This is a genomic window from Treponema berlinense, assembly GCF_900167025.1.
GTDB lineage: Bacteria > Spirochaetota > Spirochaetia > Treponematales > Treponemataceae > Treponema_D > Treponema_D berlinense.
Genome location: NZ_FUXC01000001.1, coordinates 170,967 through 188,443, shown reverse-complemented (window position 1 = coordinate 188,443; position 17,477 = coordinate 170,967). Strand labels below are relative to the sequence as shown.

Sequence of the window (17,477 nt, the reverse complement as noted above, 5' to 3'; positions counted from 1 at the left end):
GTTTTTTATTAAAGTTCAGACTTTTTTATGCCGATAAGAAAAGGTACGATTATAACTGACGGAGAAAAAGCTATGGAAATGATAAAAAAACTGTCTTCAACTGCTATCGCCTTTATTTTTACATTGACAGCGCTCTCTGCTGCCGCTTCATTCAACGGTTACGGAGGTTTGAAGGGCGACTTAAAATCGAAGGAAGATTCCGAATTTTTCGATCCGATAATGAATTTGACAGGATTTTTCCAGGGACAGTTCAATTTTTCAGAAAATTTATTTTTCAACACCGAAATGAGCATTTCGACAGACGACGTAATCGACACAAAACTGACCGAAGACACCCGTGCAGTCTTTTGTTTTGATGAGCTTTCGCTTACATACGTAAAAAATTTTTTGGGAGCAACCCAGTTTTTCAGCATTTTTAAGGGAACTTACACTCCTCTAGGCGCAAACCAGTTTTTATCGCAGCAATTTGGAATTTCGCCAGTCAACAGTTTTATTACAGACAGTTTTTACGGCAACAAGTGCGCTTCTCCATATTCAATAAACGGTTTAGGACTTTCGTATTCAATCAGGCTGAACTCAAGTCCAATGGCTTTTGCCGGATATTTTTACAAAAACAACGACAATCCAGACGGCTTAAGACAGTTCAACCTCGATTTTCGTTTTGCAACCGTACGCAAATACCTTACACTGGACGTTTTGGGAGGAATCGGTCTTCCTTCAAAAAACAAAGACAAAAACGATAATGACGTAATTCTTCTTGTCGACGAAGTTTACCTTCATTCAGGAATGAATCTTCTTATCGGAAATTACTACACAAGCTCGCTTTTCCTTCAGGCAGGATTTTCTTCGCTTCCTGTAAAAAAGAGCAATGCAAAGATTGAAATTTCTGACGAACAGATTTTTTTACTGGTTGAACCGCGGTTTCATTTTAAAAATTCGCAGATGCACATTTCTTTCTTTAATATTCCTGCCGGTCAAAACGAAAAAATGGAATTTGCGGACGGAAATTTGGGATTCAACATAAATATTTTTACAGAAAACTTTTTTATCCGCAACAAAAACATAAAATTCGGATTCAGCACGTCGTTTAGCTATGAAGACCGATATTTAAAAGATTTACAAAACCTAAAAGATTTTTACAAAGACACCTGTTCTGTAAAAACAAGCCCTTACCTTGTGGTTCCGGTTCTCTCCGGAGATTTAAGCCTCATGTTCCAGGCAAAATTAAGCGAGTTTCCGGCAGGCAAATGGAAACAAAACATAAACTTTACCTTAGGCTATAAATCTTATTTTTAAAAAACGGGCTTAAAAAAAATGCACCTTCTAAAACTGAACTTTATCCGTTCAATTTTTAAGGTGCATTTTTAGTTTTAAAGTCTTTTTTCTAGAGTTTTAAAAGCGAAAGTCTTTTGCATGCTTCTTCAATATCCGCACGATGTCCAAAAGAACTAAACCTTATAAAACTTTCTCCGGCAGGTCCAAAACCAGAACCAGGAGTCGTCACAACGTGACATTCATCCAAAATTTTATCAAAAATGTCCCAGCTTGCTTTTCCCGGGAATTTTGCCCAGACATAAGGACCGTTTCCTGTAAAATAAGCAACAACACCGGCAGATCTGAAATTTTCTCCCTCGAGAACATTTTTTATAAGACGTCCGTTTTCCAGATAATAGTCAACCTGTGCAGTCATATCTTTTAAGCCCTGTTCGTCGAGGGCAGCAAGACCGCCAGCCTGAGCAATATTGGAAGCTCCGTTAAAAAGAGTTGTCATTACGCGGTTCCAGTCCCTGTTCACACTTGAACCGTCTTCAAATTTCAATTCGTTTGGAACAACAGACCAGCCAAGGCGAACTCCTGTAAAACCAGCAGGCTTTGAAAAAGAATTTACTTCGATTGCACAAGTTTTTGCACCAGGAATTTCGTAAATTGTCTTTGGAAGATTTTTATCGCGGATAAAAGCAAAATATGCGGCATCGTAAATGATAATGCATCCGTTTTCGTTCGCAAAATCAACAAGTTTTTTAAGCTGCTCTTTTGTTGCAGTAGCACCAGTCGGATTATTTGGAGAACAAAAATAAATCAGAGTGTTTTTTTCAATTTTAGAAAGGTCGGGAAAAAATTCATTTTCCGGCGTACATGGAAGATAAGAAATTCCTTCGTAACCGTTTCCATTATTTTTTCCGGCAGCGCCAGCGACAACCGAACCGTCAACATAAACAGGATAAGCAGGGTCTTGAACGGCAACTTTTACTTTTGAGCCAAACAAAGTCTGAATGCGCGCAATATCACATTTTGCACCGTCAGAAATAAAAATTTCGCTTGCATCTGCCATTCTAGGATAAAAAACTTCTGCAATTTTTGAGCGAAGAGCAGAATTTCCCTGTTCATCTCCATAACCGGAATATCCTTCAGGAGTTGAAAGAGCAAGAGCATAATCAGACATTGCCTTTGCAATATGCGGAGAAAGCGGCTCTGTTGTATTTCCAATTCCAAGACTGATAATTTTAGCATCTGGATGACCAGCCGCGTATTCACGGCGGCGACGAGCTACCTCTGGAAAAAGATAGCCTGCTGTAAGATTTGAAAAACCTGTATTTCTTTTAATCATGATAAAATAATTTTATCGAAGGAACATTCTAATTTCAAGCCAAACAAAATTCTTGCAAAAAGATTGAATCCGTATATTTTCTCAAAAAGACACAGGCTTTGTAAATTTTTTAGCCGTTTGAATAACCTTCAGGCCCCTTTACATCTGAAAAGTCTGGTTTTTCGTATTTTCCGCGCCGCACAAAACCTTCATCGTAATAAAAAATTACGCTTTTTACGTTTGCACGAACTTCATCTTTTTCGTCACGGACAAAAATTTTTACTCCAGCATAGACAGTTCCAGAAGCATAGACTTTTCCAATGTTTTTTAACTCGCGAAGATGCGCCAAAATCGTTTCGATTTCTTTGTTGAATTCATCGTTTTCGTTAGTAAGTTCATTTTTGCGGAGTTTATAACGCTTTAAACTTTCTTCTTTTTCAGCCGGCAAAACCCTACGGACTTTTTTTGTATTTTCCAATGTCTGAATATTCAACTCAAGCTCATCAATTTCTTTTACAGTTTTTTCCTGCATTTCGCGCAAATCTTCAAGACGATGTTTTGCACGTGGATCAATTCCAACTTCGATTACGGTTTCTGTACCGCCGCCCGCAGAACCGATGTTTTTTGCGAGAACGGTTTCTGTTGCAAAAAGATGTCCGCCTGTAATCTGAGCACGCTTTCCCTGAAGAATAATTCTATGCTGGGCTGAGACTTCGCAGTTCATCAACGAATCCTGAACGATCACGTTTTCTTCAACCTGGACTTTTGAATTCTGTACGAATTTTGCCCAAAGCGAACCGCCGCACAAAATTTCACATTCATCTCTGCCAACAATTCCCTGGCTTACAATAATATCGCCGTCGCTTTCGAGCCTGCTTGCTCCGACAGCACCGTTTACTTCGATATTTCCGCTCGCCTTTACATTGTAACCGTCTTCTACGTTTCCGTTTACAATTACAGTTCCGAGGAATGTTACGTTTCCAGACTTGATGTTTACACCGTCGATTTCCATAATCGGCTCAACATTAATCTTATCGTTAATAAGCAGAACCTGTCCGTTGCAGGCCGCAAGAATTGTTCTTCCGTCCGAATCCAGTGTAACATTTTTTCCAAGCGGAAGATTGATGTCTTTTCCGTTTTTTGCTTCAAGATAGCGGCCGTAAAGTGTCTTTCCAGCTTTTCCGCGCTCAGGAAGCATTTTTTGCGCAAGCGGCTGACCTTCGACAACATTTTGAATAAGATTGAGTTCCTTGAAATCGACTTGACCGTTCGCAGCCTCTTTTGCCCGGATTTTTGAACGGTCTGTTTCAAAGTTATAGGCAATATACGCGTCGCGTCCGTCAACTGGCAATACGGCTTCCGCAACGACAACAGGAACATTGTAAGCAGGCCTGTCGACAAGCGCGGAGATTTTTTCATCGGAAATTCCGGCAACAACGCCCTGACTTTTTAATGCGGTTTTTATCTGATCTTCGCTGACATCAGCTCCGCCCAAAGCAGGAGGCGTAATCGTACAAGTTGCCTTCAATTCGTCTTTTGTAATATCAATAACGTAAATTGCGTCCCCGGCAGGGTTTCGTGAGTAATGGCCGACAGGCTCGTAAATTCCGCCTGTTCCATTTTCTGTATATTTTTTTACGATTTTCTCATCAAAATCTACAGTATCAGAGCGTTTTATATCGTTTAAGACATCCGAAAAATTGATATTTTTCCCTTTTCCGACCGGAAGATTTACTTTCAGGCAAATCTCTGTTCCAAAACGATGGACAAAATACTCTCCGTCCTTGTCAAAATTCTGGATTTCTTCGTCCATGTCCATAAAGCTGGCATTCTGAAAATTCTTAATTCTTTCGCTTTTAGACACCGCTTCCGCATTTTGATAAACAGTTATAAACCAAGGACGTTTTGCAATTCCAAAAAATCCGTCAAACCCTTTTTCTTTTATTTCGTATTCAAGATTCGCAACTTTTGTATTCAGCTGAACGGCCGCATCTGCGAGCGCTTCATCAAGAGTATCAGCGTGAACTTCTACGCTTTTTATGCTCTGGTCTTTTTTTTGAAGTTCTGAAAGGTCTGAGCGGATTTTTTCAAGAGTAACCATAAATTTCAGGTCCTTAAACTAGATGATTCCCTTACGGAAATTAGTCAACTTCGCCTTTAAACGCAAATTTGCCTTTGTATGCAACTGAGAAATTCTCGATTCGCTTACATCAAGAACCTGTCCAATTTCCTTAAAAGTCAAATCTTCATGGTAGTAAAGAACTATTACCATTTTTTCTTTTTCTGGAAGTTCGTTTATGGCCTGCACAATAACTTTTCTGATTTCCTCGCGTTCAACCTGAACATCGGGATTCAGGCTTGCAGGAGACTCGATTGTATCTCCAATAGAAAGATGATCGCTGTCGTCTCCAGAACTCCAGACATCGTTTAGGGAAACAATGCTTGACGCGCTGACTTTCATTATAGTCTGATGATATTCGTCCTCAGAAAGATTCAACTGCTGTGCAATTTCTGCATCTGTCGCAGTACGCCCGAGTTTTGATTCAAGTTCGCTGATTGTATCTTCAATTTCGCGGGATTTTTGACGTACAGAGCGCGGAACCCAGTCAAGCTGTCGCATTTCATCAAAAATCGCACCACGGATTCTTGTAACGGCATAAGTCTTAAATTTTACACCCTTTTCCAAATCATATTTACTGATTGCATCAAGAAGTCCAAACTGACCAAAGCCAACAAGGTCATCAAATTCCATGCTTGCAGGAAGACCTACAGAAACTTTTCCAGCGACATATTTTACCAACGGCATATACTGTCGAATCAGCCTGTCGCGTAGTTGAGAAGATTTTGTTTTTTTATACTCAGCCCAAAGTTTATCTTCATCGCTGTTGTTGATTATCAACGTCTGCTCTGTACCCATAGCTTCCTGTCTCTTTTTTTTAATTTATTTGTCTTTTTCAAGCAGAGTCCGAACAGCCTGCGCCATTACATCTGCATTTTGTGAACCGCTTTCTGTTCCGCCAGAAAAAACAGCTCCGCCAAAACCATTTCCACTAGAAGAAGCAAAATCACTATCATTTATTATATCACCAGATGAATTATTTTTCACGTCATCTGACAAATCTTCAATTTCCGGCAATTCATCAATATTTTCAATCGAGGAACCATCGGCAAATGCGTTTACCTTATTTTCAGAATCGCCCGCATTAGAAGGAATATCCTTTTTTAAAATTGAATTTTCCGATGAATTTTGCGGATTAGAATTGGCTTTTCCGAGATTTTCAAGTCCCGCAGGAACAAATTCAGTCTTTTGACTTTCTTCTTTTGCTTCGGAAGCAGAATTTTTTGTCTCCGAGGAAGGCTTTTCTTCTGCCGAGGATTTTTCAGCCGAAGAATCTTGTTTTTTTTCTTCCTGCTGAAATTTTCTTGAATCGTCTTCTGAAAGACCCGGGCGGTTATTTTCTACAAAAAATTTCGGACTGGATTCATCATCTTCAAGACCTTCGCCCGTAATCACGATATCTACATTGTCACCGTTTTTCTGTTGCTTAGACTGCGGAGAATTTTGAGAAGAATCAGGTTCAAAATAAACGCCTTTTGAATCATCTGCCAAAAATTTGGAGAAAAGGAAGGAAATTGCAAATGAAAGAACTGAAAAAACTGCCGCAAAAATCAGCGATCTGAGCAAAATAGCCAGAACCGGATTTTTTGCAATCACTCCGGTAAGAAATGACAAAACAAAACCGCAAACGGCTGCAAAACCGATGATTTTTTTGTTCATCATTACTTCCTCCCTTATAAAAGATTAAGACAAAAATTGCACAAGGTCAAGTTTTTAAACTTTTTGTTAATTCTTGCAGGCAATTTTTTTCATCAAACTGCCGGCCTTATTTTTTTCTGAGAAACTTCTTAAGAAAACTTGAGACGCCGTCGCTTGTACCAAGATCTGTTTTTTCAATGCGGCCGACAATGTGTTTTATGCACTGGGCCGGTTTTGAAGTTGGATTTACAACCATAAACGGTTTTTGGCGGATTACAGACGCAGAAACAACAGAATCATCATAAACAAAGCCGATGTAATCAACCTTGTAATTCAAAAACTGTCCGACAATTGTAATTATTCTGTCAGAAATTTTCTTTCCTTCTTCTGCGGAGTGAACCCTGTTTACCAAAAGCTTTATATTTATATTTCTTTCGCCAAGCTCCGTAGTGATAATCTTTATCATTCCGTAAGCGTCGGTGATTGCCGTAGGTTCAGGAGTTGTGACAACATAAACTTCGTCCGCCGCCGCAACAAACTGCAAAACGTTGTTGGCAATTCCGGCTCCTGTATCGATTATGATAATATCTGCATTTCCGAGCTGGGCAAATTGCTTTGCAAAATAGTCGAGCTCCTCAACAGAAAGATTTGCGATTTTTGAAAAACCGTTTGCGCCGGCAATAAATTTAATTCCAACTTCCGTATCGAGAATTATTTCCGACATTGTTTTCTGACGGTTTATAACCTGCATAAGGTTATACTGAGGAACAACATTCAAAAGAACGTTTACGTTTGCCATTCCAAGGTCACCGTCAATAAGAATAACTTTCTTTCCAAGCTGGGCATAGGCAATCGCCATATTGACAGCCATATTTGTTTTTCCAACGCCGCCTTTTCCGCTCGTAATGGCAATGATTCGGGTTTTGTGAGATGATGATTCATCCTTTTTCTGTGTTGATGAAGGCGTGTTTCCCATCAATTCACGCAATTCTTCAGCCTGGTCTTCCATAATTATTCATCCTCCGGAAACATGTCATCAATATAAACTTTACTAACCGTAAAATCTGAAAGTCTGTATAAAAACTCTCTGACAGAAGCTTTTTTTATGTCATTCGGAACTTTCTGACCGTCCGTTATATAAGCGATTGTCCTGTTTGATTCGTACAAAACGCTCAGAACATTTCCATACGAAGTCGTTTCGTCACATTTTGTGATTATAACTGAATTGAAATTAAAAAGTGAAAAATTTTCAATTGTTTTCTTTAAATCACGCGCCTTTGTCGAAGCCGCAACAACCAGATAAGTATCCAGAGAAAATCCCTGAAGATTTAAAATATTCCGCATTTTTGCAATATTGTCGTAGTCGTTCGGGCTAAATCCTGAAGTGTCAATAAAAATATAGTCCGCGCTGTCCTTGCATTCCTGAATTATATCATTTAAATCAACAGGAGATTCCGCCTTGTCAACGCGAACATGCATAAGTTCACCAAATTTGCGAAGTTGCGCTTCTGCTCCAACACGGGTATGGTCAATCGTAATAAGACGCACATTCGGCAAAGGCTCGCCCTTCTTTTTTGCATCGAGAATGAGTTTTGCCGCCATTTTGCTGATTGTCGTTGTCTTCCCAAGACCGGTAGGTCCGACAAGGACAATTATATGAGGAATTTTGTAATAAACTTCCGGAGCAAGTTTTATCGACTGACCGATCCAGCCTACCACTTTTTCCTGAATCTGCTCAAAATCATTTAAATCTTCAAGAGTCGATTCGTTTTTCAGCTTGGAGGAAATCATATTTATAAACGCGTGGGTAAATTCGTTGTCTTCGAGAAGTTTTTCAATTTTTACGATTGACGGATGTTTTTTTTCGACAGAAGTAATTTTCAAATCTTCAATCTGACTATTCATCTGCGCCATCATGCCTGTAAGCTCGTTGTATTGCTTTACGACAAGTTTTGAATAATCAACTTTTGAATTTTTTATAATGCTTTCTTTTGCAGTCGAAAAATCTTCCTGCTCAGAATGTCCCCTGTCTTTTACGACAAAAGAAACTTTTATGCAACTTTTCTGAAAAAAACCAAGAAATCCGCCCTGAAGGACTGTCTGCTGGTCAATAATCCGATAGTTGTTTCCGTATTCCTGCCAAAGTCTATTTCTTATTTCATCGACAGATTTTCCAGTCATTGTCAAAGTTGTCGGTGTGTATTCGCTGCTATTCACTTATTTCTCCCAAAATTTCAAGATTTACTGAATTCCCAGCTGCAAGAACTTCGTCTACAGAAAGAACTACTACGGTTCCCGGAAAATCTCTTTCAATCAGCTGATAAACAAGCTGCCTGACATCGGGAGTCGGTGCAAGAATTATAGGCAAAATATTTCTGTCCCGCAAAGGTATAATATTTGAACTGACCGCATTTTTAAAATTCCTTGAATCAACCGGATCAAATGCAACAACAGGCGCAGAACCGTCATTCTGCGAAACTATATGATCTATAATTTTTTGCGCCCATTCCTGGCTCAATTGAATGACGCTGAGTTTTTTCTGCTCATCATTAGGATCCACATACTGAAGACAAATCTGAAGTCCAAGCGCCTCACGGACTTTTCCAATCAAAAAGAACGGATTGTGCGGCATGTTTCCGTAGTTTGCAAGCGTTTCCAAAATCGAAACAATATTGCGAATAGACACACGTTCCCGAAGAAGTCCCTGAAGAATTTTTTCGATTTCGCCATAAGTATACTTGTATGTATCCATAACTTCTTCAACGACAACAGGATTAGTTTCTTTTATTTTTGTAATTATCGCGCTGACTTCCTGTCTTCCCAAAATTTCAGCGGCATGAGAGCGGATAATTTCTGTCATGTGGGTTGCTATTATCATAGGAGGATCGATTACTGAATAACCGTTTCGTTCGGCTTCCAGACGGCGATCTTCACCAATCCATATTGCCGGTATTCCAAAAGTTGGATCTCTTGTCGGTTCGCCTTTTATCTCTTCGACTACAGAACCTGTATTAAGGCACATGTAATATCCGATTTTTAATTTTCCACGGCCAGCTTCAATTCCACGGATTTTAAAACTGTATTCCTGAGGATCGAGAGTAAGGTTGTCGATGATTCTGATCCGAGGAACTACAAGACCAAGGTCAATTGCAGCCTCGCGGCGGATTCTCGTAATTCTCTCAAGAAGCTCTGCGCCTTTTTCCTTATTGACCAAATCAAGCAAGGCAACTCCCAGTTCAAGGCAGAGAGGATCGAGGGGAACAACAGGACTTAGCTCTTCAGAATTTTGAGAAGATTGAGCTCCTGCTTTTTTTGCCGCTTCTTCTTCCAGTTTTTTTGCAAAAGAAAGCTTTTCCTGCCTTTGCATTTTGTAGCCAAAAAAGATAAGCAAGGCGCCCATGCCGATAAGAATAACGACAAGGAGAGGCGTTGTGTGAAAAACAATTGCCATTGCGGCAAGGATTCCGCCCGAAATCATATAGACAGAACTGCTTATATTAAACTGCTTTTTAATTTCTTCGCCCAAAACTTCGTCAGAATTACCACCGGTTACAAGAATACCGGTCGCAACAGAAATCAAAAGGGACGGAAGCTGGCTCAAAAGACCGTCGCCAATAGTAAGCTGAGGAAAAGTTGCAATCGCTGAGCTAAAATCCATGTCCTGCTTTATCATTGCATAAAGAACACCGCCAACCAGGTTTATCAGAGTGATAAAAATTCCGGCCTTTACGTTTCCGCTTACAAATTTTGAGGAACCGTCCATTGCAGAATAAAAGTCGCATTCACGCTGAATGTCCGCTTTTTTCTGTCTTGCCTGTTCGTCCGTAATTGAACCGGAATTCAATTCAGAATCAACAGCAAACATCTTTGAGTTCATGGAATCCAGGGCAAAACGAGCCTGAACTTCAGAAACACGCCCGGCGCCCTTTGTAATTACAACAACCTGAATAATGATGATTATTAAAAATATTATAAACCCAATAACCGGCTGACCTTTTGCCACAACGTTAGCAAATGACTTTATCATCGCTCCGTCAAAAGATTTAAAACCGACATGTCCGTGAGTAAGGATATAACGGGTTGAACAGACATTGAGCGCAAGACCAAAAACCGTCACAAAAAGAACTACGCGGGGAAAAGAAGACAACCTTGAAGCCTTCGGGGTATATAAAACGACAAGAAAGATGATTATGGAAATCGCAATGTTTACAATCATCAAAAAGTCGAGAACAGCTCCGCTTACAGGCATTAACAGCATAAAAACGATGAGGACGCCGGCAAATGCGATAAAAGAATTTGAAATTTTCGTCTGTTTAAAAAAACTGCTTAAACGGTTAGCCACTCCCCACCCCTGGTTGACTTACTACTTTTTTCTATTGAGATAATTTATTTGTGCATAAACGATTGAAATCGCTTTTATATATGTGTCAGGAATTATATCACCAACTTCAACATTTGAATAGAGTGCGCGCGCCAAAGGAACGTTTTCAACCCTCGGAATTCCGTTTTCGTCGGCCAAGTCCCGTATTCTTTTTGCAGTCAAATCCGCACCTTTTGCATTGACAATCGGGCGGTCTGTTTTTGCGGCATCATATTTTAAGGCGACTGAATAATGGGTCGGGTTTGTAATTACGACATCGCTTTCCGCGACCGCCTTCGGCAGATTTCTGGTCAAAAGCTCACGCTGAGCCTGCTGAAGCTTTCCTTTTACTTCAGGATCGCCTTCCTCTTCTTTAAATTCCTGCTTTACTTCCTGTTTTGTCATTTTTAAGCGTTCCAAAAATTCACGTTTTTGCATAAAATAATCAGGAATCGAAATTGCAAGAAAAATTATCGAGCAGAAAGCAAGGATCTGAGCCGCGCATTTTCCGATAAGTCCAGAAGCCATTCTTATAGAACTAGTATTTAAAAGTGCAAGAATATCCGCCACATTCATTCTTATAACGACAACAGCCGTTATGATTACAGCAGCAATCTTTACAAGAGATTTTACGATATTCATGGCGCCTGTAAGCGAAAAGACAGTTTTTTTTAAATACTGGCCGATTCGCGGAACAATGTTTGAAAACTTAAATTCAATAGGCTTCAGCGAAAAAATAAAACCACGGTTTTGGATAAGGTTTCCGGCAATTCCTGCAATAACTCCGCAAAAAGCAAGCGGAAGAACCATTTTTGCAAAATTCACTAAAAAAAATACAAAAAACTGTGAGGATTCAATATTAGCATCCGCGCATTTTGTAAAATAATAAACAAGAATTTGCTCGCACATTCTAAGATAATGGGGAGCCGCAACAATCAGCGCAACAACGCACATAATCATTACAATTGCGCTCGTAAGCTCCTGGCTTTTTGCAACACGGCCTTCTTCACGCTCACGCCTTAAACGAGTTTCTGTCGCATCCTCTGTGCGCCCTTCATCTTCTGCGGCAAACCACTGAAGGTCAATTTCATCAAAACTCATTACTGGCCTCCAGAGCTTCTAAAAAACGCAAAAAGCGATTCCAAAATAGAAAAACCGCTGGCAAATGACGAAATAAAATAATCGCAAAGACTGCCCATAAGGCTCATAATTATAAAAAACGAAAGCAAAATTAAAACAGGAAACCCCTCAGAAAGGAGGTTCATCTGAGGAGCAGCTTTTCCCAAAATGCCTGTCGTAATAGAAACAAGAAGAAGAATTCCCATAATCGGCAAGGCGATTACAAAAGCGCAGGCAAAAAGTCTTGTGAGCGACGAAAGTAAAAATGTAATTATCTCCTGTCTTCCGGCCGCCATCACGATATTCATTGCATTCATTGTTTCAAAACTCGCGGCAAGACCTTTTCCAAAAAGAAGCTGCGCCCAATGCCCCTGCAAAAAAATCAGCATTGCTATTAAATTAAAAAACTGGCCCATAAGTGGATTTTCAACCTGGCTCAACGCATCGTAAACTTCTGAAGCAGAAAATCCCATCTGAAAGGCAAAAAACTGTCCAGCCGTGCTAAAAGCGCTGAAAATTATGCTTACAAAAAATCCAGTAATTACGCCAATCAGAGCTTCTCCAACAAGAATCAGTATATAATCGAGCGAAAAAGCGGCATTTTCCGCAATGTACGGAAGATAAATTTTTGCATCAATATGAGGAAAAATCAAATACGCCATATATCCAGTCAGAGCAATCTTTGCGACACGAGAAATTGTCCGCATAGAAAAGAGAGGCATTGTCATAATCAAGGCAAAACACCTGACTGCCACAAGCAAAAAAAACGGTGCCTGCCATACAATCTGCTCAAGCATATCTTATTTTTCCGTTTATTGCGCCAGTTTTGGAATCATATCAAAAAGGTTTAAAGTATATCCGCGCAGAGAAGCAAACATCCAGCCGCCAAGAAGAGCGAGCATTGCAAGAATTACAAGCATTTTAGGAAGAAAAGTCAAAGTCTGTTCCTGGATCGATGTCGTAGCCTGAAAAATTGCGACGATAAGACCGATGATAAGAGCCGCTCCCAAAACCGGAGAAGTCATAATAAAAACCTGGTAAACCGCGTTTCGGACAAGGCCTACTAAAAATCCAATACTCATTTTTTACCTCCCGTTACCAAAATCAATGCTGCAAAACAGAAACAAAAAGCTGCTGAGTCAAAAGCCCCCAGCCGTCGACAAGAACAAAAAGCATAAGCTTAAAAGGCATTGAAATCTGGACAGGCGGCAACATCATCATACCCATACTCATAAGAATACTTGCAACCACCATGTCGATTACAATAAACGGAATATAAAGAATAATTCCTATTTTGAAGGCGACTGTAAGTTCATGCAGAATATAAGACGGAACAAGAACATACATCGGAACATCGTCAAGTGTTTTTGGAGCGTCGAGCTTGGCCATTCCCATAAATGTCTGGATATACGAAGTATCGTTAAACATCTGCGAATACATAAAATTTTTAAGAGGTTTTTCCGCCTCGCGGTAGGCCTGCTCAATTGTCAGCTGGCCGTCGCTCAAAGGCTTAAAAGAAGATGAATAAACTTTCTGAAAAACAGGCCACATCACAAAAAGCGTCATAAAAAGCGCAATTCCATTCAAAACAGAAGTCGGCGGAACCTGCTGAAGAGATAGAGCGCGCTTTATAAAATCAAGGACAATGGAAAATCTCAAAAAACATGTCATCAGAATCAAAATGCTCGGAGCAAGCGAAAGAATCGTAAGCAGGAGCAAAACCTGAAGGTTAAAAGCCATCTGATTTCCAGTGCGCGGCTGAGTGATGTTTATGTCGATATTTGGAAAAGTAAGTCCGCGCACAGATTGATTCATCTGCGTAGTTCCCTGTGCAGAGCCGGACGGAAAATTCCTGTTTTGAGAAGACTGGGAAGCAACCGGCAAAACACAAAACGAAAGAAGAAGTCCAAAAAAACAAAGCTTAAAAAGCCATTTTTTTCTAAAATACAGCAACGCTTTTTTCATAAATTTTCCACTTATCACTTATATTATTACTTTTTTGTATAAAATTTAAAACATATTAGGAATTTTCTGAATTAAATTTTTCCATCTGCTTTTTTAGCTCATCTGCGGAATTTGACGAAGAATTTCCGTAAATGCTTGTTTCAGGTTCTTTGCTTGAGCCAGGCATAAAAATATCAAGAATCTCGCGGAACGAGCGTGGCTTTGAAACTTTTTCGTTTTTATCCGCATAAAGATTCATGGCATTGATGAGTTCTTTGTCCTCGATTTTTCCAATCAGGCTGATTTTTTCATCGCTTACACCGATTAAGAATGCATTGTCCTGCAAAGTTATTACCTGAACCGATTTTCCAGGACTCAATGTCAAATGGCTTACTTTTCGCAAAAAAGGGTCGTTGTCATTTTCTGTTTTTATGCCTTTTTTAAGAAAATGAAAAATTCCCCAGGCGATTCCAACGACAACCGCCAGAGCAAAAATCATTTTTATAAAAAGCCATAATGTTGAACCAGAACCTGGCTGCCTTTCATTTTGCCGCTGAGAAGATGACAGATTAAGCTGAATTTGAGAAGGATCTGTATTTATGCTGAAATTCTGAGTCTGCTGAGTATTTTGAGCCTGAGAATTATCCTGCGCAAAAATTTTTAAATTTCCCGCAAAAAAAAGAATGGCTGCAAAAAATGCAGTAAAGATAATTGATTTTTTCATTTTTCCACCCGTTTTAAATAATTTTGCCTGTACAGGATAATCCCCTTTATCCCAAGACAAAACTATTAAAAATAAAATCCCGAAACTGCAATTTTTTTAAGGCAATTTCAGATTAAAAAAAGGGGCTTTTTAGTCAGCCCCTCAATTTTAGCGAATATCCGAAACTCTTTCCATTGGAGAGAGAATTTCTGTTACGCGCACACCAAAGTTTTCATCGATTACAACAACTTCGCCTTTTGCAATCGGTTTATGGTTTACAAGAATATCAACAGGCTCACCGGCAAGCTTATCAAGCTCAATAATCGTACCTTCGCCCATTCCCAAAATTTCTTTTATCTGTTTTTTAGTACGTCCAAGTTCTACGGTCATCTCCATGAATACATCCATGATAAGACCGATGTTTCCCTGTTCTGTAGAAGCGCTTCCGCCCATTAAATTCGGGAACTGGATTGACTGAACATTTGGTGTGTTCATTCCAGAAACTTGTCCCATTGGCTGCTGCATTCCCATACCCATTCCCATATTAGGCATAGCGCCCATAGGCTGCTGCATTCCCATGCCCATATTAGGCATTGCACCCATAGGTTGCTGCATTCCCATGCCCATACCCATGTTAGGCATAGCGCCGCCCATTGGCTGTTGCATTCCCATGCCCATATTCTGGGTATTTTGGGCTGAAGAAACTGCGGCATTGTCAACATTTGCAGAAGTTCCGCCACCGAGTGCCTTTACCATTTCTTCCGCAACACTGCTTGAAACCGCTTCCCAAAGAACGTAATTCTGAGAATCAACAGAATAAGTATATGTAAAGAGACAGAATTTTCCCTGAGGAATCCGGACCATTGCCTTTGGAACATTAACCGCTTCCGGAGGATTTGCCGCAAGTCCAGGAAGTTTTCCGTCTTTGCTCAGTTCTGTAATTTCGGTACCAGAATGATTTGAAACAACTTCCGAAATAACGGAAAGAGCCATATCATCAAGTTCCGCCTGCTCTTCTTTATTGATTAAACTAGTCAGTTTCTGGGCAAATTCTGTAGAAAGAATAAAAAGATGGTCGCCCTTCAAGGCGGTTGTAAAATCGGCCATTACAGCGACAACCATTTCAGGAAGTTTTGCGAGCAGCTGGTCGCGCTCAAGAATTTCCACCGATGGCGTTTCAACAGAAAATTCACTGCCTGTCATTGAGTTGAGTTTAGTCTTTAATTCGTCTTTTATACCGTCAGCGAACTTTTCAAGGACAGAAGTATCAATATTCACAGAAGAAGAATTTCCTCCTGTAATTCCACCCATGTCCACGCCTGACAGCAATGCATCAATTTCGTCTTGAGAAATAGCACCATCACTCATATGATTCATCTCCTTCTACGGATAATTCTTCAAAATCTTCTGTTTCGCTGTCATCAATTTTTTCAATTATCTGAACAGCCATTTTTTTACCGACAACACCCGGCTGGCAATAAAACTTTTTCTTATTGCCGACACTAAGCGAAAGCGGATCACCGACGCGGACTGTTGAAAGCCGCACGACATCTCCAACCCGCAACGCAAGAACATCGCGAATCGGCATATTTATTGTTCCAATTTCCGCAACAACATCCATATCAACGTCAGAAAGTTTTTCTTTTAACGTTCCAAGATACTGAGTTGTAGAACTTCTCCGCACAGAACTAAACCAGAACTGCGAAGAAAGTTTTGAAATAATAGGCTCGATGGTAAGATAAGGAATACAGAAGTTCATCATTCCTTCTTCCTCACCGACCTTTGTTTCCAAGGTTACAAGAACAACCATTTCCGACGGAGGAACAATCTGCGCAAACTGAGGGTTTGTCTCAATCTGTCCAAGACGAGGACGCAAGTCAATTACCTGAGTCCAGGCTTCGCGCATATTCGCAAGAATTCTTACGATGATTCCTTCCATTACGGACTGCTCAATATCCGTCAAATCGCGGCTGACTTTTGCTCCCTGCCCTGTACCGCCAAAAAGACGGTCAATCATGCTGAAAGTAATCGCCGGATCAATTTCCAAAACCGCATTTCCCTTTAACGGATCCATATTGATTACAGCCAAAGTTGTCGGAGTTGGAATAGAACGGATAAACTCTTCGTAAGTCAGCTGGTCAACCGACGCAACATGAACGTGAACCAGCGAACGAAGTTGTGCAGAAAGAGATGTTGTTGTAAGACGCGCAAAAGTTTCGTGCATAATCGAAACCGTTCGAATCTGTTCCTTAGAAAACTTATCCGGACGCTTAAAATCATATATTTTTATTTTGCGCGTGTCATTTACAGGTTTAAAGTCAGTGTCTTCGCTTTCACCAGAACTTATCGCCTGCAGGAGTTGGTCAATTTCATCTTGTGACAGAACTTCGTTCATGCCTGTTCCACCTTTATAATCCGCTTTTACTGCTGAATAACATCCAGCTGCATAAAGCGCACATCTTTTATTTTTGAACTGCTTAAAATTGAATCGTTAATAGCATTGCGAATCTCAATTCTAAGCTCTTCCTCATTCTGCGGTCTTAATTCGTCTGCGGATTTCTGCGTAAAATAACGGCGCAAAAAATCCTTTAATTCAACTGTTCTCTGCGTAATTTCTGTCGAAGTCGTCTTATCATCCTTTTTGTAACCCAATACAACTTCTACAATTACAGACGAAGGATTTACATCGCTCGTCTTTGTTCTAGTTACGCCAAGAGAATTATACCAGTCAAGGATTTCTTTTGTTGAACTGTATTCTTCTGTAACAGGAACAAGCGCAGCCTGTGATTGATTTCCACCGACAACTTTCATTGTAATTACAACTACAGTCACAATCAAAATAACCGCAACCAAACCGATTGCAACCCATTTCAGAAGGACAGGAAAAAGACCGCCCAAACCCTTCTTTTTAGAAGATGCTGATGAAAGGTCGTCTGAACCGCCAGCATCATCGTTAATATCCAAATCATTATCATCAGCCATAAATTACTCCAGTTAAGAAAACGCT

The 17,477-nt window shown here is 40.1% G+C and carries 16 protein-coding genes; 1 reads left to right on the top strand and 15 read right to left on the bottom strand.

Annotated features, from left to right (window positions below; genetic code table 11):
• The first annotated feature begins 27 nt into the window (after positions 1-27).
• Positions 28-1,296 (top strand): hypothetical protein, encoded by a 1,269-nt coding sequence (locus B5D47_RS00820; protein WP_078929893.1) that lies wholly within the window; start codon positions 28-30, stop codon positions 1,294-1,296.
• An 88-nt stretch (positions 1,297-1,384) separates the two neighbouring features.
• Here B5D47_RS00820 and B5D47_RS00815 read toward each other — a convergent pair whose 3' ends face one another.
• The 15 genes from B5D47_RS00815 to B5D47_RS00745 form a co-directional block, all read right to left on the bottom strand.
• Positions 1,385-2,608, bottom strand: coding sequence for an LL-diaminopimelate aminotransferase (locus B5D47_RS00815; RefSeq protein ID WP_078929892.1), 1,224 nt, complete (start codon positions 2,606-2,608; stop codon positions 1,385-1,387).
• 109 nt (positions 2,609-2,717) lie between these two features.
• Positions 2,718-4,688, bottom strand: coding sequence for a FapA family protein (locus tag B5D47_RS00810; RefSeq protein ID WP_078929890.1), 1,971 nt, complete (start codon positions 4,686-4,688; stop codon positions 2,718-2,720).
• Positions 4,689-4,706: 18 nt separating this feature from the next.
• Positions 4,707-5,504 (bottom strand): RNA polymerase sigma factor WhiG, encoded by a 798-nt coding sequence (gene whiG / locus B5D47_RS00805; protein WP_078929889.1) that lies wholly within the window; start codon positions 5,502-5,504, stop codon positions 4,707-4,709.
• 24 nt (positions 5,505-5,528) lie between these two features.
• Positions 5,529-6,368: a hypothetical protein gene (locus B5D47_RS00800; RefSeq protein ID WP_143592565.1), complete on the bottom strand. Its 840-nt coding sequence runs from the start codon at positions 6,366-6,368 to the stop codon at positions 5,529-5,531.
• Between the two features lie 103 nt (positions 6,369-6,471).
• Positions 6,472-7,353 carry a MinD/ParA family protein gene (locus B5D47_RS00795; RefSeq protein WP_078929885.1) on the bottom strand — a complete coding sequence of 294 codons (882 nt, stop codon included), beginning with the start codon at positions 7,351-7,353 and terminating at the stop codon, positions 6,472-6,474.
• A gap of 2 nt (positions 7,354-7,355) precedes the next feature.
• Complete coding sequence (locus B5D47_RS00790; protein ID WP_078929884.1) at positions 7,356-8,561, bottom strand: hypothetical protein; 1,206 nt, start codon at positions 8,559-8,561, stop codon at positions 7,356-7,358.
• Positions 8,554-10,686, bottom strand: coding sequence for a flagellar biosynthesis protein FlhA (locus tag B5D47_RS00785; protein WP_078929882.1), 2,133 nt, complete (start codon positions 10,684-10,686; stop codon positions 8,554-8,556). The genes B5D47_RS00790 and B5D47_RS00785 overlap by 8 nt, the downstream gene beginning before the upstream one ends.
• A gap of 21 nt (positions 10,687-10,707) precedes the next feature.
• Positions 10,708-11,805 (bottom strand): EscU/YscU/HrcU family type III secretion system export apparatus switch protein, encoded by a 1,098-nt coding sequence (locus tag B5D47_RS00780; protein WP_078929881.1) that lies wholly within the window; start codon positions 11,803-11,805, stop codon positions 10,708-10,710.
• Positions 11,805-12,620 carry a flagellar biosynthetic protein FliR gene (fliR, locus tag B5D47_RS00775; RefSeq protein ID WP_078929879.1) on the bottom strand — a complete coding sequence of 272 codons (816 nt, stop codon included), beginning with the start codon at positions 12,618-12,620 and terminating at the stop codon, positions 11,805-11,807. Before fliR ends, B5D47_RS00780 begins: the two co-directional genes overlap by 1 nt.
• A 15-nt stretch (positions 12,621-12,635) precedes the next feature.
• Positions 12,636-12,905, bottom strand: a complete 270-nt coding sequence (fliQ, locus tag B5D47_RS00770) for a flagellar biosynthesis protein FliQ (RefSeq protein ID WP_078929877.1) — start codon at positions 12,903-12,905, stop codon at positions 12,636-12,638.
• 22 nt (positions 12,906-12,927) lie between these two features.
• Positions 12,928-13,788: a flagellar type III secretion system pore protein FliP gene (fliP, locus tag B5D47_RS00765; RefSeq protein WP_078929875.1), complete on the bottom strand. Its 861-nt coding sequence runs from the start codon at positions 13,786-13,788 to the stop codon at positions 12,928-12,930.
• A 55-nt stretch (positions 13,789-13,843) separates the two neighbouring features.
• On the bottom strand, positions 13,844-14,491 hold the full coding sequence (locus tag B5D47_RS00760) for a FliO/MopB family protein (protein WP_078929874.1): 648 nt from the start codon (positions 14,489-14,491) through the stop codon (positions 13,844-13,846).
• Positions 14,492-14,638: 147 nt separating this feature from the next.
• A complete protein-coding gene (gene fliN / locus B5D47_RS00755) occupies positions 14,639-15,838 on the bottom strand; it encodes a flagellar motor switch protein FliN (protein ID WP_078929872.1) in 1,200 nt (399 codons plus the stop codon).
• Positions 15,831-16,865, bottom strand: coding sequence for a flagellar motor switch protein FliM (fliM, locus tag B5D47_RS00750; protein WP_078929871.1), 1,035 nt, complete (start codon positions 16,863-16,865; stop codon positions 15,831-15,833). Before fliM ends, fliN begins: the two co-directional genes overlap by 8 nt.
• 26 nt (positions 16,866-16,891) lie before the next feature.
• Positions 16,892-17,452, bottom strand: a complete 561-nt coding sequence (locus B5D47_RS00745) for a flagellar basal body-associated FliL family protein (RefSeq protein WP_078929869.1) — start codon at positions 17,450-17,452, stop codon at positions 16,892-16,894.
• Positions 17,453-17,477: the final 25 nt, after the last annotated feature.